This window comes from Halobaculum sp. MBLA0143 (assembly GCF_041361465.1).
Taxonomy (GTDB): Archaea; Halobacteriota; Halobacteria; order Halobacteriales; family Haloferacaceae; genus JAHENP01.
The window spans coordinates 332,638-347,117 of record NZ_JBGKAC010000001.1 but is presented as its reverse complement, the minus strand read 5'-3'; the positions used below and the strand labels follow the sequence as shown (position 1 = coordinate 347,117).

Below are 14,480 nucleotides of genomic sequence, written 5' to 3'. Positions count from 1 at the left end.
GCGGCGTGTTACCTCCCACCCTTCCCGTCGCGGTAGCCTTGGACGGACTTCACGAACAGTCGACGGAGGAAGAAGTAACCGCCGAACACCAACAGCAACAACCCGGCGAGGATCAGTGTCAGCGACAGATCGGCGGTGAGGAGGTCGATCACGTCGTCGACGAGTCCCATGTCTGCTACGCCGTGAGCGACCGGTATATCGTTTCTGCTGTCTGTGCGCCGGACGGCGATCTACCCGAGGACCCGTGGGTCGAAAGATAAGACTGCGGTCCACGTCCCAGTGACGACGGCCAAGCCGAGTTCGGCCGACGAGGTGGCGTGGAGTAACGGGAGGGCCGTGACTGTAAACGACCCGAGGAGGATCAGTTCCACTCTCGGAGAGAGGGTGTCTCGGTACGCCCCGACGGCGACCCCGGCTACGACACCGGAGAGCGCGTACACTCCACCGGTGAGAGGGTCGTAGCTCGGCGTCCCGTACTGCCACAGGTCTGCGTACACGGCCACAGAGACGGCGACTCCGTACGCCAGGTCGAGCGGTCTCGTCTCGATCGGTTCGCCCATCGTTTCGACTCGTCGTGTTCGTGGCTTCAAATCACTTCGTTCCCGTCTCCGGTTCGCGTATCCGCAGGAGTTCGTCGCAGACAGGAGTTCGGGACTCGTTCGTCAGTGTGCCACGGTGGCGGTCGCCGCAGCGGGCGGTCGGACGCAAAGGATTAATCGCTTCCCGCGAGACGGTAGGGTATGGCGGACTGTCCACTCGCAGACGAGTGCCCCCGGTACTCCGAGCGTATCCAGGGAATGGGGTGTTCACACTACGGCGACCGCGGCGGCGCCGAGTGGTGTGCCAGCTACGACATGCCCATCTCCGACCTGAAGTCACAGCCACTCAAGCCCGGCGAGGAAGTGACCCTCGACGTAGACGACATCCACGAGAGCGGTGCCGGCGTCGGCAAGACGGACGACGGGTTCATCGTCCTCGTCGACGGCGTGCTCCCGCCGGCCCGTGTCACCGTCCGGATCGACCGGGTGAAACAGAACCACGCCCGCGCCAAGGAGGTCGTGGCGGAGCACGATCCGGAGGCGGACGACGAGCCGACGGCGTCGACCGACGACGGTGACGGCGACGACGACCGAGATCGTGGGCGGGGCGACGACGACGACCGGCTCGGCTCTCGGGAGAACTTCTGGGGCGCGTGACCCCGCTCGGGGTCCGGCGCCGCGGTCGGACAGTCCAGGCTCCGTCGCCCGCCGGCGGGCTCTCCCGACGACGGACGCTTTTTGTCTCCGTGTCTCCCACTGGCGACCGTGACCGACGACGAACGGGGCGGTGAGGTGCCAGACGCAGACGAGCTGTTGGAGCGTGCCGGCTTCGACGCCGCCGCGAACGTGTTGACGCGTCGCCAGGCAGAGGTGTTGGCGCTGCGCGAGCGGGGGCTCCGGCAGTCTACCATCGCCGACCGGCTGGGCACCTCGCGTGCGAACGTCTCCAGCGTGGAGGCCAGCGCCCGTGACAACGTCGCCCGCGCCAGAGAGACCGTCTCCGTCGCGGAGGCGCTGACGGCCGCCGTCACCGTCGAAGTCGCCGCCGGGACGGACCTGTACGAGGTGCCAGACCGGGTGTACGACGCCTGTGACGACGCCGGGGTGAAGGTGTCGTACACCGCGCCGGACCTGATGAAGCTCGTCTCCGACGCCGCCGGCGACGCCGTCCAGGGACGAGCGGTGACGGTCGCGCTGTCCGTGAGCGTCGGACAGGACGGCGGGGTCGAGGTGCGACGGTCCGGGTGAGGCTGCCGCCACCCGACTGCCTTTTGTCTCGCCGCCCCACGCCCCGGACATGGACCTGGGAGTCGACGGCGATACGGCACTGGTGACGGCCAGCTCCAGCGGTCTCGGCTTCGCCTCGGCCGCGGCGCTGGCCGAGGCGGGCACGAACGTGGTGATCTGTGGCCGGACGCCCGAACGACTGGAGACGGCAGAGGCGGAACTCGCGGACGCGCCGGGAGAGGCGATGGCCGTCGAGACGGACCTCACGGAGCCGTCGGCGGTGCGCGCGCTCGTGGACGCCACGGCCGACCGGTTCGGCGGGATCGACCACGTCGTCACCTCCGCCGGGGGTGTCCCGCCGGGCGCCTTCGCCGACGTAGACGACGACGACTGGTACGGCGCCTACGACACCCTCGTGATGAGCGTCGTCTGGACGCTGCGGGCCGCCCGCGAGCACCTCGAGGACAGCCCGAAGGGGACCGTGACGGCGATCACGTCGACGAGCGTCGCCGAGCCGATCGAGAACCTGATCCTCTCGAACGCGGTCCGTCGGGGCGTCGTCGGGGTCGTCAAGTCCGTCGCCAGAGGGTGGGCGCCGTCGATCCGCGCCAACGCGGTCCTGCCGGGCGCCCACGAGACCGCCCGGATCGAGGAGTTGATCGAGGACAGCATCGAGCGTGGCGAGTTCGACAGCTACGACCAGGGGCTGGCCGACTGGGCCGCGGACGTGCCGATGGACCGAATCGGCGACCCGGCGGCGTTCGGCCAGGTGGTCGCGTTCCTGGCGTCGGAGCCGGCGGGGTTCGTCAACGGGGTCGCCCTGCCCGTCGACGGCGGCCGGCTCCGGGGCTGATCGTCGGTCAGACCCCCTGGCCCATCAGGTGACTGCGGAGCACGTCCGGCGTCTTCACGCCGGCGTCCGGGTTGACGACGACTACGTCGTCGTCGGCCGCGAGGTCGCCGTCGTCGGCCAGCTCCCAGGCGGCCGCGAGCGCGACGCCGCCGGCGCCGCCGACCTCCAAGACGGTCGTCTGGGCGGCGGTGACGGCGCTCTCCAGCGCGTCGTCGTCGGAGACGGCGACGGCCGTTCCGGACAGGTCGGACAGCGCCGACAGGGCCAGGTCGCCGCCGGCGGGGTCGGGGATCTCCAGTTCGCCGACGATGGTGTCGGGCCCCTCCCACGGCTCGGTCGCGTCGGCGTCGGCCTCCCAGGCGGTGGCGACTGGGGCACAGCCGGCGGGCTGGGCGGCGACGACCGTCGGCAGCGAGGCCAACAGGTCGGCGTCGTCCAGTTCCGCGAGCCCGCGTTCCAACCCGACGAGCAGTTCCCCCGTCCCGACCGGGACGACGACGGCGTCGGGCGTCGCCAGCGGGGCGGCGGCCTCGACGGCCGGGCCGTCGACCAACGGGTCGTCCGTCTGCTCGCGGGCGAAGTCGGCGACGAGCTCGTACGCCAGGGTCTTGGCGCCGTCGTGGCGGTACGGCGTGTCGAACGCCGACAGCGAGTAGTAGTCCGCCGCGAGTTGGTCGTCGACGGCGGCCGCGGCGTCGCCGAACCGGCCGCCGACGACTCGCATGTCGCCGCCGTGGACGTTCACCATCGCCTTGTTGGAGAAGGCGGTTCGGGAGGGGACGAAGGCGTACGACCGGAGCCCGGCGCGGCCGGCGTACGCCGCCGCCGACTGGCCGGCGTTGCCCGCGGCCGCGAGCGCCAGCGGCTCCGTGCCGGCCTCGCGGGCGGCCGTCACGGCCACGCTCATCCCGCGGTCGTAGACGGTGCCCGTCGGGTTCCGTCCCTCGTCTTTCACCGCCAACGACGCCACCCCCATCTCGTCGGCCAACGGGACCGCGGTCACGAGCGGAGTGTCCCCCTCCGCCGCGGAGAGTCGCTCGCCCCGCGAGAACGGCAACGGCGCCGCGGCGGCGTCGGCCACGCCGCGTGCTACGGTCGCCGGCGAGGGGTCGTACGCGGGCGACAACACCCCGCCACAGTCACACCGCCCGTGCGTGCCCGGGTCGTGGCGTCGCCCACAGTCCGCGCAGTCCAGCCCCACGAACGCAGTGTCGTCTGTCACACGAGAGCCTCCGACCGCGAGGGGCATATGGGTTCTTCTCGCTCCCGGCGAACTGTGACCGGGTTGTGCAGGTTTTCGAGACCAGCAAACGGGGATACCTTTATATGGTATCGTAGCGCCTCCGTTCGAGTACGATGTCAGCGCCCTCCGACGCAGCCGCCGTACAGCGCGCGAGAGAGCGATACACCGACGAAGACGACGGGCCGGCGATCGACTCCCCGGCCGAGGAGGTCGTCGACCTCCTCACCGACGAGTACGCCCGCCAGATCCTCCAGGCGGTGACGGGCGACGCGAAGCCGGCGTGTGAGCTGGTCGAGCTACTTGGCGTCTCGCGGCCGACCGTCTACCGCCGGTTGGACGACCTAGAGGAGGCCGGGCTCGTGGAGCCGGCGATGTCGTTCGACCCGGACGGCCACCACCGCCGGGAGTTCCACGCGGCGTTCGAGGAGGTGACCGTCACGCTCGGGGCCGACGGGTTCGGCGTGGAGACGGGCGCCCCCGCGGAGTGACGCCGACGGAATCTGTACGCCTTAGTTCCCGGGCGTCGAACCGCCGGGTATGAGCGAGGAGGTTGCCGTCGTCGGCGCGGGACTGGCCGGACTCGTCGCCGCGCGTCGACTCGCCGACGCGGGTGTCGACGTCCGGGTGTACGAGACACGCGACAGCGTGGGTGGCCGTGTGCGGTCGCGCCACCGCGACGGGTTCGTCCTGGACCGCGGCTTCCAGGTGTTGTTCACGGCCTACCCCGCCGTCCGGACGGAGTTGGATCTCGACGCGTTGGATCTGCGTGGCTTCTCCCCGGGCGCGGTGTTGTGTTCGACGGCAGAGGGGACCCGCGCCGTGCTGTCGGACCCGTTGCGGGACCCGGGAGCGCTCGTGGAGTCGGTTCTCAACCTGGAGGTGCCGACGAGCGACAAGCTCCGGACGCTCCTCCTGCGTCAGGATCTCCGGAGCCGCGAGGAGTCGGAGTTCTTCCAGGGGTCGGACGAGTCGATCCGGGCGTACCTGGACGACTGGGGGTTCTCGGAGTCGTACGTCGAGAAGTTCGTCGCCCCGTTCTACGGTGGGATCACTCTGGACCGCTCGCTCGCCACGTCGAGTCAGGTGTTCCAGTACACGTTCCGGACGCTCTCGCGCGGCCGGATCGCCGTTCCCGCCGACGGGATGGGGGCGATCGCCGAGCAGTTGGCCGACCGGGCCCGGGCGGCCGGGGTCGAGATCGTCCGCAACGAGGGGGTCGCGGCAGTCGAGCACGACCGGGGCGGCGGCCGGACTCGTGGCGCCGGTCCGGTCGGGTTCGAGACGACGGAGGCGAGCCGGGAGGCGGACGCGGTCGTCGTCGCCGCCGACCCGCGGAGTGCCCGAGAGCTGACGGGCGTCGACACGATTCCGACAGAGGGGAAGTCGTCGACCACGCAGTTCTACAGCCTGCCGGAGCACGCGCGGGTGGAGACCGGCGACAAGATCCTGTTGCACACGGACGGGGCGTCGCCGAACGTGGTCGTGCCGTTGTCGGAGGTGGCCCCGGAGTACGCCCCGGACGGCCGGGAACTGCTGTGTGCGACGTTCCTGGGTGAGGATGCGCTGGAACGGGACGAGGAGTCGCTGGCGGCCGACACCCGGGCGGCGCTGTCGGCGTGGTACCCGGAACAGTCGTTCGAGTCGTTGGAACCGATCCACACGGACCGGCTCCGATTCGCCCAGTTCGCCCAGCCGCCGGGCGTGTTCGACGACCTGCCGTCCGTCACGGCCCCGTCGGGCTCCGTCTACCTCGCGGGCGACTACACGGAGTGGTCCTCGATCCAAGGGGCGATGGAGAGCGGGCAGGCCGCCGCCAGCGCCGTGTTGTCGGCAGAGCCTGTCGGGGAGTAGCCCGCGACTAGAAGGGCAACAGTCGGAGCCCAAGCAGTAGTCCGAACCCGACGGCCAGCGTCGCCAGGATGTTCTCCGTCCGCCAGGCGACCGCGAGCGCGACGGCGCCCGCGAGCAGCCGGTCGTTGCCGAGGACGACGACCGCCCCCTCCGGCGCCAGGAACGACGGCGCGACGAGCGCCGACAGTACGGCCGCGGGCACGAGTTCCAGGGCTCGTTCCCCCCGGTCGGGCAGGTCGATTCGTTCGTAGAGGTAGAGGAACGACGCCCGGAGCAGGAACGTCCCGACGCCGACGGCGACGATGGCGGGCCACGCGATCACGCCGGTTCACCCCCGTCGTCTTCGTTGTCGCGCTCGGGCTCGCCGTCGCCCTCGCTCTCTCCGGTCTCGCCGGACAGTTCGTCGGCGACGAGCCCGGCGGCGATACCGGCGAGCGCGCCCGCCACTAGCCCGAGGTTCAGCGGGAGCGACGCGCCGGCGACGGCGACCGTGCCGCCGACGACGGCGGCGACGACGGCGGCGTCGTCGGTGACGGCCGGCGTGAGCACGGCCAGGAACACGAGGGGGACGGCGAACCCGAGCGGCAGCGACGACGGCAACTGGGCGCCGCCGACGGCGCCGACGGCGGTGGCGACGACGAACACGGCCCACAGCGGGACGGCCGTCCCGAGGTAGTACCAGACGGACGGGCCACGGTCGCGGAACCGGGTGATGGACAGCGCGTACGCCTGGTCCGTCAGGAGGTACGCGATCAACGCCCGGCGGGCCCGGGAGACGCCCTCGAAGTACGGCGCGATGGACGCGGAGTACATCACGAGCCGGACGTTGATGACGAGCGCCGTCCCGACGACGACGAGGAAGGCGGCGTCCCGACCCAACAGTTCGATAGCTGCCAACTGTGAGGCGCCGGCGAACACGACCGTCGACAGCCCCAGCGCCTGTGCGACCGTGAGATCGGCCGACACGGCCGCGGCGCCCGCGACCAGCCCGAACGGGATCGCGCCGAGCAACACCGGCGCGATCGCGCGGGCGCCGGCGAGAAACGACTGGCGTGGTGACACGCTCGTGACACGGGTGTCGCGCCAGTATAGCTGCCGGTTGCGGCGACGGGGCGGCGCGGCCGCTGGGCGAGTGAGTGCGGCTGAGGGGAGTAAGCCCCCTTCGGTTCGGCCCGACATTCGGCTGAGCGCCCGCACCGGGCCCGCCCGTGTGGGCGGTCGTCGTCCGAACTACCATCGGGCACGGGTGGTCCGTGCCGTCGGCGCGGGCTTGCACCGGCGAGGATTCGCCGTTCCATCCGTTCCCGGGCGTCGACCCTCGGCGGGGTCTCCCTGGCCCGCGCGGTGTGTCCGCGCGGTGCTCCGTGCCGCGTGAGCGGCGGCGGCCCCCTCTCGGGTCGGTTCGCACGCCTCATCGGTCGGCCCGGGCGGTGTCGTCTCTGTTCCAGAGCCAGCCGTCTCCGACTCCGGGCTTGCGCCCGGTCGCCCGTCCGGACGGTGGGGGGACTTTCCTCGTGTCGCCACGGGAGTCGGGCTCCCTCTGCCACCCCCGGGTAAGGCACAGCCGGTTATAACTCTCCCGGCAGGTGGGGAAGAGTTGAAGTCTCCCCGGCACATCTGTGCGGGCATGTCTCAGGCTCGGGCCGTGGAACTCTCGTACCAAGACGGCGTTCGCGCGGTCGAACTCGCCCGGGAATCGGTGACCGCTTTCGTCGAACGGGGACAACGCGAGGATCCGGGGAGTATGCGCGACGCGTTCTACAACCGCACCGGCGCGTTCGTCCGACTCAAGTCGACACGCGGGCGTGGTCGGCTCCGCGGGTGTGCGGGCTCGTATCGCACGGACGACCAGCTGGGCCACGCCATCGTCGACGCCGCGATCGGCGCCGCGTCGTCCGACTCCGGCGGCTCCGAGGTAGAGAGCGGTGAACTCGACACTCTCCAGGTGTCCGTCTGTGTCGTCGAGGACGTGATGCTGACGGACGACCCGGTCGCCGACATCGAACTCGGTCGCCACGGGGTCGCCGTCAACTACGGCAGCACCCACGGCTGGCTGTACCCCACCGTCCCGGTCAAGAACGACTGGAGCGCCCAGCAGTTCCTCTCGCGGACCTGCCGGAAGTGTGGGCTCTCCCCGTTGGCCTGGCAGGACGACGAGGCCGTCGTCACGCTGATCGACGGCCAGGTGTACCGAGAGCGCCCGGACGGCGGCAGCGTCGAAGAGCTGTAGTCACTCCCGGAACCCGACCCGTTGCGCGTCCGCCAGCGCGCGTCGGGCCGTCTCGTCGACGTCGAACGTGGCCGTCCGTTCTCCGTCCGTCACGACTCGTTCCAGCAGCGACTCCCCGTCTCCCGGGCCGGCCCGGTTCCTGAGTCCGACGTGGTGGCCGCCGTCTGCGGTGCGGTACACCGACTTCGCGCCCGACAGCTTCCCGCGTTTCGCCGCCGGCTCGCCGTCGACCGTCACCAGGTCCAACGAGAAGTCCACCGGGTCGGCGTTGGAGACGTAGCCGCCGACGCCGAACCCGTCGGCGACGTCCCGGAGGTGACGGAGGTCGGCCGGGCCGAGCCCGCCGGAGAGGAAGACGTCCACGTCGTCGTGGCCGCGGGCGTCTAACTCCCAGGCAACCTCACAAGCGATGTCCCGGAAGTCCCCTCGGCGGGAGCCGGTGGTGTCGAGTCTGACGCCGTCCAGCTCCTCGCCGAGTTCGTCGACGGCCGCCAACACCTCCTCCACCTCGTCGCCGTACGTGTCACACAGCGTCACCGTCGGCCCGTCGGTCGTGTCGGCGAACGCGCGCCAGGCGGCCGCGCGGTCCTCGCGGCCGAAGGAGATGACGAGCGCGTGGGGCATCGTTCCCGAGGGCTCCCGGTCGAGTTGGTCGCCGGCGGCGACGTGCGAGAAGCCATCGAAGCCGGCCTGGAGTGCGCTCTTCTCGACCATGCCCGCGAGCGCCGGGTGGACGTGGCGAGCGCCGAACGAGAGGAGCGTCGTCTCCGGCGCGGCGCGGCGACACTCCAGGGCGGCCGTTGCGACCCCAGTCGCGTGTGAGAGGAACCCCAGGAGTGCCGTCTCCAGCTCGGCGAAGCCGAGGTACGACCCCTCGATCCGGAGCACCGGGCCACCGTCGAACGACGTCCCCGGGGGGAGTGTCTCGACGTCCACGTCGCGGCCGGTCAGGAGCCGGACGGCGTTGTCGACGCCCGCGAGGAGTTCGAACTCGCCGGTGGGGAACTGGTCTGCGGTCACCTCGGCGACGACCTCGGGGTTGCGGTCCGCGGCCGTCAGCGCGTCGCGGGTGTTCCGGAAGTAGGCGTCCGTCGCCCGGCCGTCGACGATCGCCGCGTCCGGCACCGTGTCGAACGTGCCGCCGTCGTCGGCGGGCGTGTCCTCGGTCATGCGACGGGGTTGTCGGCCGGCGGGCAAAAACCCAGCAGACCCGGGGCGATCACAGCCGCGACCGGATCGTCTCGGCGGTGGCGTCGCCGACGCCCGGCACGTCCGTGAGGTCGTCGTGGCCGGCGTCGCGGACGTTCTCGACGGAGCCGAAGCGACGCAGCAGTCGGCGACGGGTCTCCGGGCCGACGCCGGGCACGTCCTCCAGGACGGTCGACACCTCGTCCCGGAGCGTCTGGTGGTACTGGACGGCGAACCGGTGGGCCTCGTCGCGGACGCGCTGGAGGACGTGGAGTTTCCCTTCGTCGTCGTCCCAGTCGTGGACGCGGTCGGGCGTGATCACGAGTTCCTCGTCTTTGGCGAGCGCGACGGCGGGCACGTCCCAGCCGGTCGCCGCCAGCGCGTCGCGTGCGGCCCCCAGTTGGCCGTCGCCGCCGTCGACGACGAGCAGGTCCGGGTCCGGACGGTCGTCGCGGCCTTCGACGGCCCGTTCGGCCCGCCAGGTCACGAGCGCCCGCATGTTGTCGTAGTCGTCGTTGCGGTCGGGCAGCTTCTTCCGGCGGTAGTCCGCCTTCTCGGCGCTCCCGTCCACGAAACAGACGTTCGAGCCGACCGCCGCCTTCCCCTGAGAGTGTGACACGTCGAACCCCTCGATCCGTTCCGGGCGGGTGGTCCCGAGTGCGTCCGCGAGCGCCCCCAGTTCGTCCGTCCGGCTGGGGCCACTGCGGGCGTTCTTCAGCGCGAGATCCACCAGCTTCGCCTCGCGGCCGGCGCCGGGCACGCGGACGGCGACCCCCTCCGTCTCCAGCCATTCGCGGACCTCGCGCTCGGCCGGGCGCTCGGACAGGAGGACGGCGTCGGGGAACGACCGTTCGGCGTAGTACTGGACGAGGAACGCCGACAGGACGGCCGCGACACCCTCGGAACCCTCCGGTGCGTCCATGGTGTGACGCGACCGGTCGACGAGCTGGCCGTCCTCGCTGTGGAGTCGGGCGACGACGGCGCGGTCGCCCTCGACGGTGGCGCCGAGCACGTCGACGGCGGACTCGCGGCCGTCGCCGCTGATCGCCTCGCCGCCGTCGCCGTGGAAGGCTCGGACGACGGCCAGTCGGTCCCGGAGGTTGGCGGCGCGTTCGAACGCCTCGTCGGCGGCGGCGGCCTCCATCGCACGCTCCAACGGGTCCACGAGCACCCCCGTCTCGCCCTGGAGGAACCGTCTGACAGCCGTCACGTCTTCGGTGTAGCTCTCGGCGTCCGTCTCGTCGACACACGGCGCAGAACAGAGGCCGACCTCGTAGTCGAGACACGGGCGGTCGCGGTTGTCGTACTTGTGGTCGGAACAGCCGCGGAGACCGTACGTCTCCCGGAGCGCCTTGACGACTGTCTCCACGCGGCCGACGTTCGTGAACGGGCCGAACACGGTCGCGCCCTCGTCGGGGTCGCGCGTCACCTCGATCCGGGGGATCGAGTGGTCCGTGAGTTGGACGAGCGGGTAGGACTTGTCGTCTTTCAGCCGGACGTTGAACCGCGGGCTGTGACGCTTGACCAAGTTCGCCTCCAGCAGGAGCGCCTGGGTCTCCGTGTCGGTGACGGCGAAGTCGAGGTCGTCTGCGCGCTCGACCATCCGGGCGACACGCCGCGAGCGGGGGTCGGTGTACGACGGGACACGGTCGCGGAGGTCGACCGCCTTGCCGACGTACAGGACAGTCTCACCCTCCAAGAACTGGTACACCCCGGGCTCGTGCGGGAGGGCGGCGGCACGCTCGCGGAGTTCGTCCGTCTGCATCGACAGAGTACCTATCCGGGCGCGACGGGCTTGAGGCTGGCGTCGTTCGACGGGGGCGGCAGGGGCGGTGCGGCGGCGGTGCGGTTGCGGGGCGGTCAGAGCGCCGGCCGGGGAAATTTCTCCGGGGCGGTCAGAGTGCTGGCCAGGGGAATTTCTCGGTAGCGGTGCGAAGCGGTGCGAGCCGAGCGTCGGCCGGGAGAATCACCCGACTGCGGTGCGGTGTTGCCGCGGTCGGCACTACGATGCAGTACGCGAGCGGGGGAGCGGTCGCGGTGCGGTCGCGGTACGGCACTAGAACCCGGACGCGAGCGAGGGCCGAAGGCCCGAGCGAGCGCCTTTTTCATCACCGGATCGCGGAGCGATCCGGTTAGCAGCCAGATCCCTCCGGGATCTGGCGGCATCGATGTTTTTGCCGTGAGCGGTGCGCGCCGCAGGCGCGCATCCGAACGGTAAGAAGATCGGTGTTTTAGAGTCCGAGCTCTCTTCCGATCACCAGGTGTTGGATCTCGCTGGTGCCCTCGCCGATCTCCATGAGCTTGGCGTCGCGGTAGTAGCGCTGCGGAGAGAAGTCCTCGGTGTAGCCGTAGCCCCCGAGCACCTGGACGGCGTCTTCGGCCACCTCGCGGGCGGCCTCGGAGGCGTCCAGCTTCGCCAGCGACGACTCCTGGCCCACGGACTCCCCGTTGTCGTACAGCGTCGCGGCCTTGTGGGTGAGCAGCCGGGCGCGCTCCGTCTTGCGGTGCATGTCGACGAGCTTGTCGCGGATGGCGTCGAACTCCGTGATCGACTTGCCGAACTGCTCGCGGTCGTCGGCGTACGACTCGGCGGCGTCGTACGCGCCCTGTGCGAGCCCGGTCGAGAGGGCGGCGATGGAGATCCGGCCGCCGTCCAGCGTCTTCATGGTCTGTTCCCAGCCTTCCCCCTCCTCGCCGAGGAGCCGATCCTCGGGGACGCGCACGTCGTCCAGTCGGATCTCGCAGGTGGGCGAGCAGTTGAGGCCCATCTTGTCCCAGATGGTCGTCACCTCGAAGCCGTCGTCCTCGGGGTCGACGATGAACGTCGAGATGCCGCCGTAGCCGGCGTCGGAGTCGGTGACGGCCTTCACTAGGACGCTGTTGGCCTCGCTGGCGTTCGTGATGAACTGCTTGGAGCCGTTCAGGACGTACTCGTCGCCGTCTCTCTCGGCCGTCGTGTCCATGTCGGAGGCGTCGGAGCCGGACTCCGGCTCCGTGAGCGCCCACGCCCCCATCTCGTCACCCTCTGCGAGCGGGCGGAGCCAGCGCTCCTTCTGTTCGTCCGTGCCGAACAGCTCGATCGGCTTGGCACCCAAGGAGACGTGTGCGGCGTACGAGAGGCCCACACCGCCGGAGACCCGTCCCAGCTCTTCGGTGACGAGCGCGTACATGAGTTGGTCGCCGCCGAGGCCGCCGTACTCCTCGGAGACGGGCACCCCCATCATGTCCAACTCGCCGAGTTGGTCGAAGATCTCCGCCGGGAACCGGTGTTCGTCCTCCAGCTCCTGGGCGACCGGCTCGATCTCCTCTTCGGCGAACTCCCGGACCTGGTCGCGGATCATCCGGTGTTCCGCAGAGAGTTCGAAGTCCATACGCAATTCTTGCGAGCAAGGCGGCATAAACCCCCCGCTCGGGGTCGTCACCAGTCCGCGAGGAACGCCTCCAGCCGGCGTGTCGCCTCTCGGAGCTGTGGGAGTCCGGTGGCGTACGACACCCGGAGGTGACCCTCGCCGCCGGCGCCGAACACACCCCCGGGGACGACCGCGACGCCCGCCTCCTCCAACAACGCCTCGGCGAACGCCTCGGCGTCGCCGCCCGGCGCCGCGGGGAACGCGTAGAAGGCGCCCCGCGGGCGGACACAGTCGATTCCGAGGTCGGCGAACCGCGAGAGGAGGAAGTTACGCCGGCGGTCGTACTCCTCGCGGGCGTCGGCGACGGCGTCGCGGCAGTTCTCCAACGCCTCGACGGCGGCCGCCTGCGCGGTCGTCGGGGCCGACAGCATCGTGTACTGGTGGACGCGGTTCATCGCCCGGATCGCCGTCGGCGGGCCGAGCGCGTACCCCAGTCGCATCCCGGTCATGGCGTACGCCTTCGAGAAGCCGTCGAACACGACCGTCCGTTCGCGCATCCCCGGCAGCGACGCGATGGAGGTGTGGTCCCCGTCGTAGACGAGCTCGGCGTAGATCTCGTCGGCCAACACGGTGAGGTCGTGCTCGCGGGCGAACTCGGCGACACCCCGAATCTGGTCGTCGGAGAGCCGTGCGCCGGTGGGGTTGTTCGGGTCACAGTACAGCAACACGTCGGCCTCGTCGGCGTCGGCGGCCGCCAGCCGGTCGTAGGTGAGGGCGAACGACTCCGCCGGTCGGGTCGGAACGGAACACACCTCGCCGCCGGCGAACCGCACCGCCGGGACGTACGAGACGTACGTCGGCTCCGCGACGGCGACGGTGTCGCCCGGGTCGACGAGCGCGCGGCAGGCGAGGTCGATCCCCTCGCTGGCGCCGGCGGTGACGAGCACCTCCGTCTCCGGGTCCCACTCGACGCCGCGACTGTCGGCGCTGTCGGCGACGATCAGCTCCCGGAGATCCATCCGGCCGCGGTTGGCGGTGTAGGAGGTCCGGCCGCGTTCGAGCGCCGTGATGGCGGCCTCGCGGGCGGCCCACGGCGCCGAGAAGTCCGGTTCGCCGACGCCCAGCGAGATCACGTCGTCGCGGGCCTCCGCCAGTTCGAAGAAGCGTCTGATCCCCGAGGGTGGGACCCGGTCGACGCGCTCGGACGGCTCGATCGTCATGGGGTGACGGAGCGTCGGTCGTCCTCGTCGTCGTCGTCGAAGACGATTCCGGCCTCGACGTGCGTGTCCATCACGTAGTGGCTCACGGTGTTGGTCACCGCCGACAACGGCGCCACCTTCTGGGAGACGAACGACGACACCTCGTTCATCGACTCACCCTCGACCTCCAGGAGGAGGTCGTAGTCGCCGGAGACGAGCCGCAGCGTCTCGACCTCGGGGAACGCCGCGATCCGGCGGGCCACGTCGCCGTACCCCGTCTCGCGGTCGAGTCGAACGTCCAACTCCACGACCGCACGGACCCGTTCCGTCTCCGCGCGGTCCGGGTCGACGACCGCCCGGTAGCCCCGGATGACGCCGTCCGCCTCCAACGACTCGATGGCGTCCGCGACCGTCTCCTCGTCTAACCCAGTCTGTCTGGCGATGTCCGCCGTGCTGGCACGTGCGTCGTCCCGGAGGATCGACAGCACGCTCTCGCGGTCTGTCATGGTTCTACTGTGTGAGTGACTGCCTCCGACAAGACGCTGGCGGTCCGTGCAACGGAGCGGAAGAACAGTGACCGTCAGTCGGACCCGACCGACCGGAGCCGTTGGGTCTCGTCTCCGACGGCTGCGGTCAGTGACTCTACTTCGTCGTCGGTCAGAGTGACGAACGTGTCGTCAAGCGACTCCTCGCCAAAGTAACCCGATACGTCTACTACGTCTGTTGGGCTACGCAGGCGTTCGAGTCGTGGTCTGGCGCTCCGCTGTGACACACCCGACTATATCGTCTGGAAGAGAATA

17 protein-coding genes and 1 other RNA gene are annotated in these 14,480 nt (G+C 70.5%); 6 read left to right on the top strand and 12 right to left on the bottom strand.

Annotated elements, in window-relative coordinates:
* Positions 1-8: 8 nt before the first annotated feature.
* Together RYH79_RS01860 and RYH79_RS01855 are read right to left on the bottom strand one after the other, a co-directional pair.
* Positions 9-170, bottom strand: a complete 162-nt coding sequence (locus tag RYH79_RS01860) for a DUF7859 family protein (protein ID WP_370895661.1) — start codon at positions 168-170, stop codon at positions 9-11.
* A 60-nt stretch (positions 171-230) separates the two neighbouring features.
* Entirely contained in the window at positions 231-560 is a 330-nt protein-coding gene (locus RYH79_RS01855; protein WP_370895659.1) for a hypothetical protein, read from the bottom strand.
* Positions 561-740: 180 nt separating this feature from the next.
* Here RYH79_RS01855 and RYH79_RS01850 point away from each other — a divergent pair, with 180 nt between their 5' ends.
* The 3 genes from RYH79_RS01850 (at position 741) to RYH79_RS01840 (ending at position 2,619) form a co-directional block, all read left to right on the top strand.
* Entirely contained in the window at positions 741-1,196 is a 456-nt protein-coding gene (locus RYH79_RS01850) for a TRAM domain-containing protein (protein ID WP_370895657.1), read from the top strand.
* Positions 1,197-1,304: 108 nt separating this feature from the next.
* Positions 1,305-1,787 carry a Tfx family DNA-binding protein gene (locus RYH79_RS01845; protein ID WP_370895655.1) on the top strand — a complete coding sequence of 161 codons (483 nt, stop codon included), beginning with the start codon at positions 1,305-1,307 and terminating at the stop codon, positions 1,785-1,787.
* A 49-nt stretch (positions 1,788-1,836) separates the two neighbouring features.
* Complete coding sequence (locus RYH79_RS01840) at positions 1,837-2,619, top strand: SDR family oxidoreductase (RefSeq protein WP_370895653.1); 783 nt, start codon at positions 1,837-1,839, stop codon at positions 2,617-2,619.
* Positions 2,620-2,626: 7 nt separating this feature from the next.
* Here RYH79_RS01840 and RYH79_RS01835 read toward each other — a convergent pair whose 3' ends face one another.
* Entirely contained in the window at positions 2,627-3,841 is a 1,215-nt protein-coding gene (locus tag RYH79_RS01835; protein ID WP_370895651.1) for a pyridoxal-phosphate dependent enzyme, read from the bottom strand.
* A gap of 134 nt (positions 3,842-3,975) precedes the next feature.
* On the opposite strand from RYH79_RS01835, the gene RYH79_RS01830 reads away from it, so the two are divergent.
* Entirely contained in the window at positions 3,976-4,350 is a 375-nt protein-coding gene (locus tag RYH79_RS01830; RefSeq protein WP_370895649.1) for an ArsR/SmtB family transcription factor, read from the top strand.
* Between the two features lie 49 nt (positions 4,351-4,399).
* Positions 4,400-5,713: an NAD(P)/FAD-dependent oxidoreductase gene (locus RYH79_RS01825; RefSeq protein ID WP_370895647.1), complete on the top strand. Its 1,314-nt coding sequence runs from the start codon at positions 4,400-4,402 to the stop codon at positions 5,711-5,713.
* Positions 5,714-5,720: 7 nt separating this feature from the next.
* Here RYH79_RS01825 and RYH79_RS01820 read toward each other — a convergent pair whose 3' ends face one another.
* From RYH79_RS01820 to rnpB, 3 genes are all read right to left on the bottom strand, one after another.
* Complete coding sequence (locus RYH79_RS01820; RefSeq protein WP_370895645.1) at positions 5,721-6,035, bottom strand: AzlD domain-containing protein; 315 nt, start codon at positions 6,033-6,035, stop codon at positions 5,721-5,723.
* Positions 6,032-6,775: an AzlC family ABC transporter permease gene (locus RYH79_RS01815; RefSeq protein WP_370895643.1), complete on the bottom strand. Its 744-nt coding sequence runs from the start codon at positions 6,773-6,775 to the stop codon at positions 6,032-6,034. Before RYH79_RS01815 ends, RYH79_RS01820 begins: the two co-directional genes overlap by 4 nt.
* A 78-nt stretch (positions 6,776-6,853) precedes the next feature.
* Positions 6,854-7,258, bottom strand: an RNA gene (gene rnpB / locus RYH79_RS01810) — RNase P RNA component.
* A gap of 82 nt (positions 7,259-7,340) precedes the next feature.
* On the opposite strand from rnpB, the gene RYH79_RS01805 reads away from it, so the two are divergent.
* Positions 7,341-7,943 carry a TIGR00296 family protein gene (locus tag RYH79_RS01805; protein WP_370895641.1) on the top strand — a complete coding sequence of 201 codons (603 nt, stop codon included), beginning with the start codon at positions 7,341-7,343 and terminating at the stop codon, positions 7,941-7,943.
* Here the strand turns inward: RYH79_RS01805 and RYH79_RS01800 are convergent, their stop codons facing one another.
* From RYH79_RS01800 to RYH79_RS01775, 6 genes are all read right to left on the bottom strand, one after another.
* Positions 7,944-9,113, bottom strand: coding sequence for a nicotinate phosphoribosyltransferase (locus RYH79_RS01800; protein ID WP_370895639.1), 1,170 nt, complete (start codon positions 9,111-9,113; stop codon positions 7,944-7,946).
* A 49-nt stretch (positions 9,114-9,162) separates the two neighbouring features.
* A complete protein-coding gene (locus RYH79_RS01795) occupies positions 9,163-10,896 on the bottom strand; it encodes an excinuclease ABC subunit C (protein ID WP_370895637.1) in 1,734 nt (577 codons plus the stop codon).
* Positions 10,897-11,362: 466 nt separating this feature from the next.
* Positions 11,363-12,502: an acyl-CoA dehydrogenase family protein gene (locus RYH79_RS01790; protein WP_370895635.1), complete on the bottom strand. Its 1,140-nt coding sequence runs from the start codon at positions 12,500-12,502 to the stop codon at positions 11,363-11,365.
* A 47-nt stretch (positions 12,503-12,549) separates the two neighbouring features.
* On the bottom strand, positions 12,550-13,701 hold the full coding sequence (locus RYH79_RS01785; protein WP_370895633.1) for a pyridoxal phosphate-dependent aminotransferase: 1,152 nt from the start codon (positions 13,699-13,701) through the stop codon (positions 12,550-12,552).
* Positions 13,698-14,186 (bottom strand): Lrp/AsnC family transcriptional regulator, encoded by a 489-nt coding sequence (locus RYH79_RS01780; RefSeq protein WP_370895631.1) that lies wholly within the window; start codon positions 14,184-14,186, stop codon positions 13,698-13,700. The genes RYH79_RS01785 and RYH79_RS01780 overlap by 4 nt, the downstream gene beginning before the upstream one ends.
* A 74-nt stretch (positions 14,187-14,260) precedes the next feature.
* Positions 14,261-14,452 (bottom strand): hypothetical protein, encoded by a 192-nt coding sequence (locus tag RYH79_RS01775; protein ID WP_370895629.1) that lies wholly within the window; start codon positions 14,450-14,452, stop codon positions 14,261-14,263.
* Between the last annotated feature and the right edge of the window lie 28 nt (positions 14,453-14,480).

What these genes read in the sequence shown, in the direction of transcription:
- RYH79_RS01860 (WP_370895661.1), bottom strand. Translation starts at nt 170, where the DNA reads ATGGGACTCGTCGACGACGTGATCGACCTCCTCACCGCCGATCTGTCG.
- RYH79_RS01855 (WP_370895659.1), bottom strand. Translation starts at nt 560, where the DNA reads ATGGGCGAACCGATCGAGACGAGACCGCTCGACCTGGCGTACGGAGTC.
- RYH79_RS01850 (WP_370895657.1), top strand. Translation starts at nt 741, where the DNA reads ATGGCGGACTGTCCACTCGCAGACGAGTGCCCCCGGTACTCCGAGCGT.
- RYH79_RS01840 (WP_370895653.1), top strand. Translation starts at nt 1,837, where the DNA reads ATGGACCTGGGAGTCGACGGCGATACGGCACTGGTGACGGCCAGCTCC.
- RYH79_RS01830 (WP_370895649.1), top strand. Translation starts at nt 3,976, where the DNA reads ATGTCAGCGCCCTCCGACGCAGCCGCCGTACAGCGCGCGAGAGAGCGA.
- RYH79_RS01825 (WP_370895647.1), top strand. Translation starts at nt 4,400, where the DNA reads ATGAGCGAGGAGGTTGCCGTCGTCGGCGCGGGACTGGCCGGACTCGTC.
- RYH79_RS01805 (WP_370895641.1), top strand. Translation starts at nt 7,341, where the DNA reads ATGTCTCAGGCTCGGGCCGTGGAACTCTCGTACCAAGACGGCGTTCGC.
- RYH79_RS01800 (WP_370895639.1), bottom strand. Translation starts at nt 9,113, where the DNA reads ATGACCGAGGACACGCCCGCCGACGACGGCGGCACGTTCGACACGGTG.
- RYH79_RS01795 (WP_370895637.1), bottom strand. Translation starts at nt 10,896, where the DNA reads ATGCAGACGGACGAACTCCGCGAGCGTGCCGCCGCCCTCCCGCACGAG.
- RYH79_RS01790 (WP_370895635.1), bottom strand. Translation starts at nt 12,502, where the DNA reads ATGGACTTCGAACTCTCTGCGGAACACCGGATGATCCGCGACCAGGTC.
- RYH79_RS01785 (WP_370895633.1), bottom strand. Translation starts at nt 13,701, where the DNA reads ATGACGATCGAGCCGTCCGAGCGCGTCGACCGGGTCCCACCCTCGGGG.
- RYH79_RS01780 (WP_370895631.1), bottom strand. Translation starts at nt 14,186, where the DNA reads ATGACAGACCGCGAGAGCGTGCTGTCGATCCTCCGGGACGACGCACGT.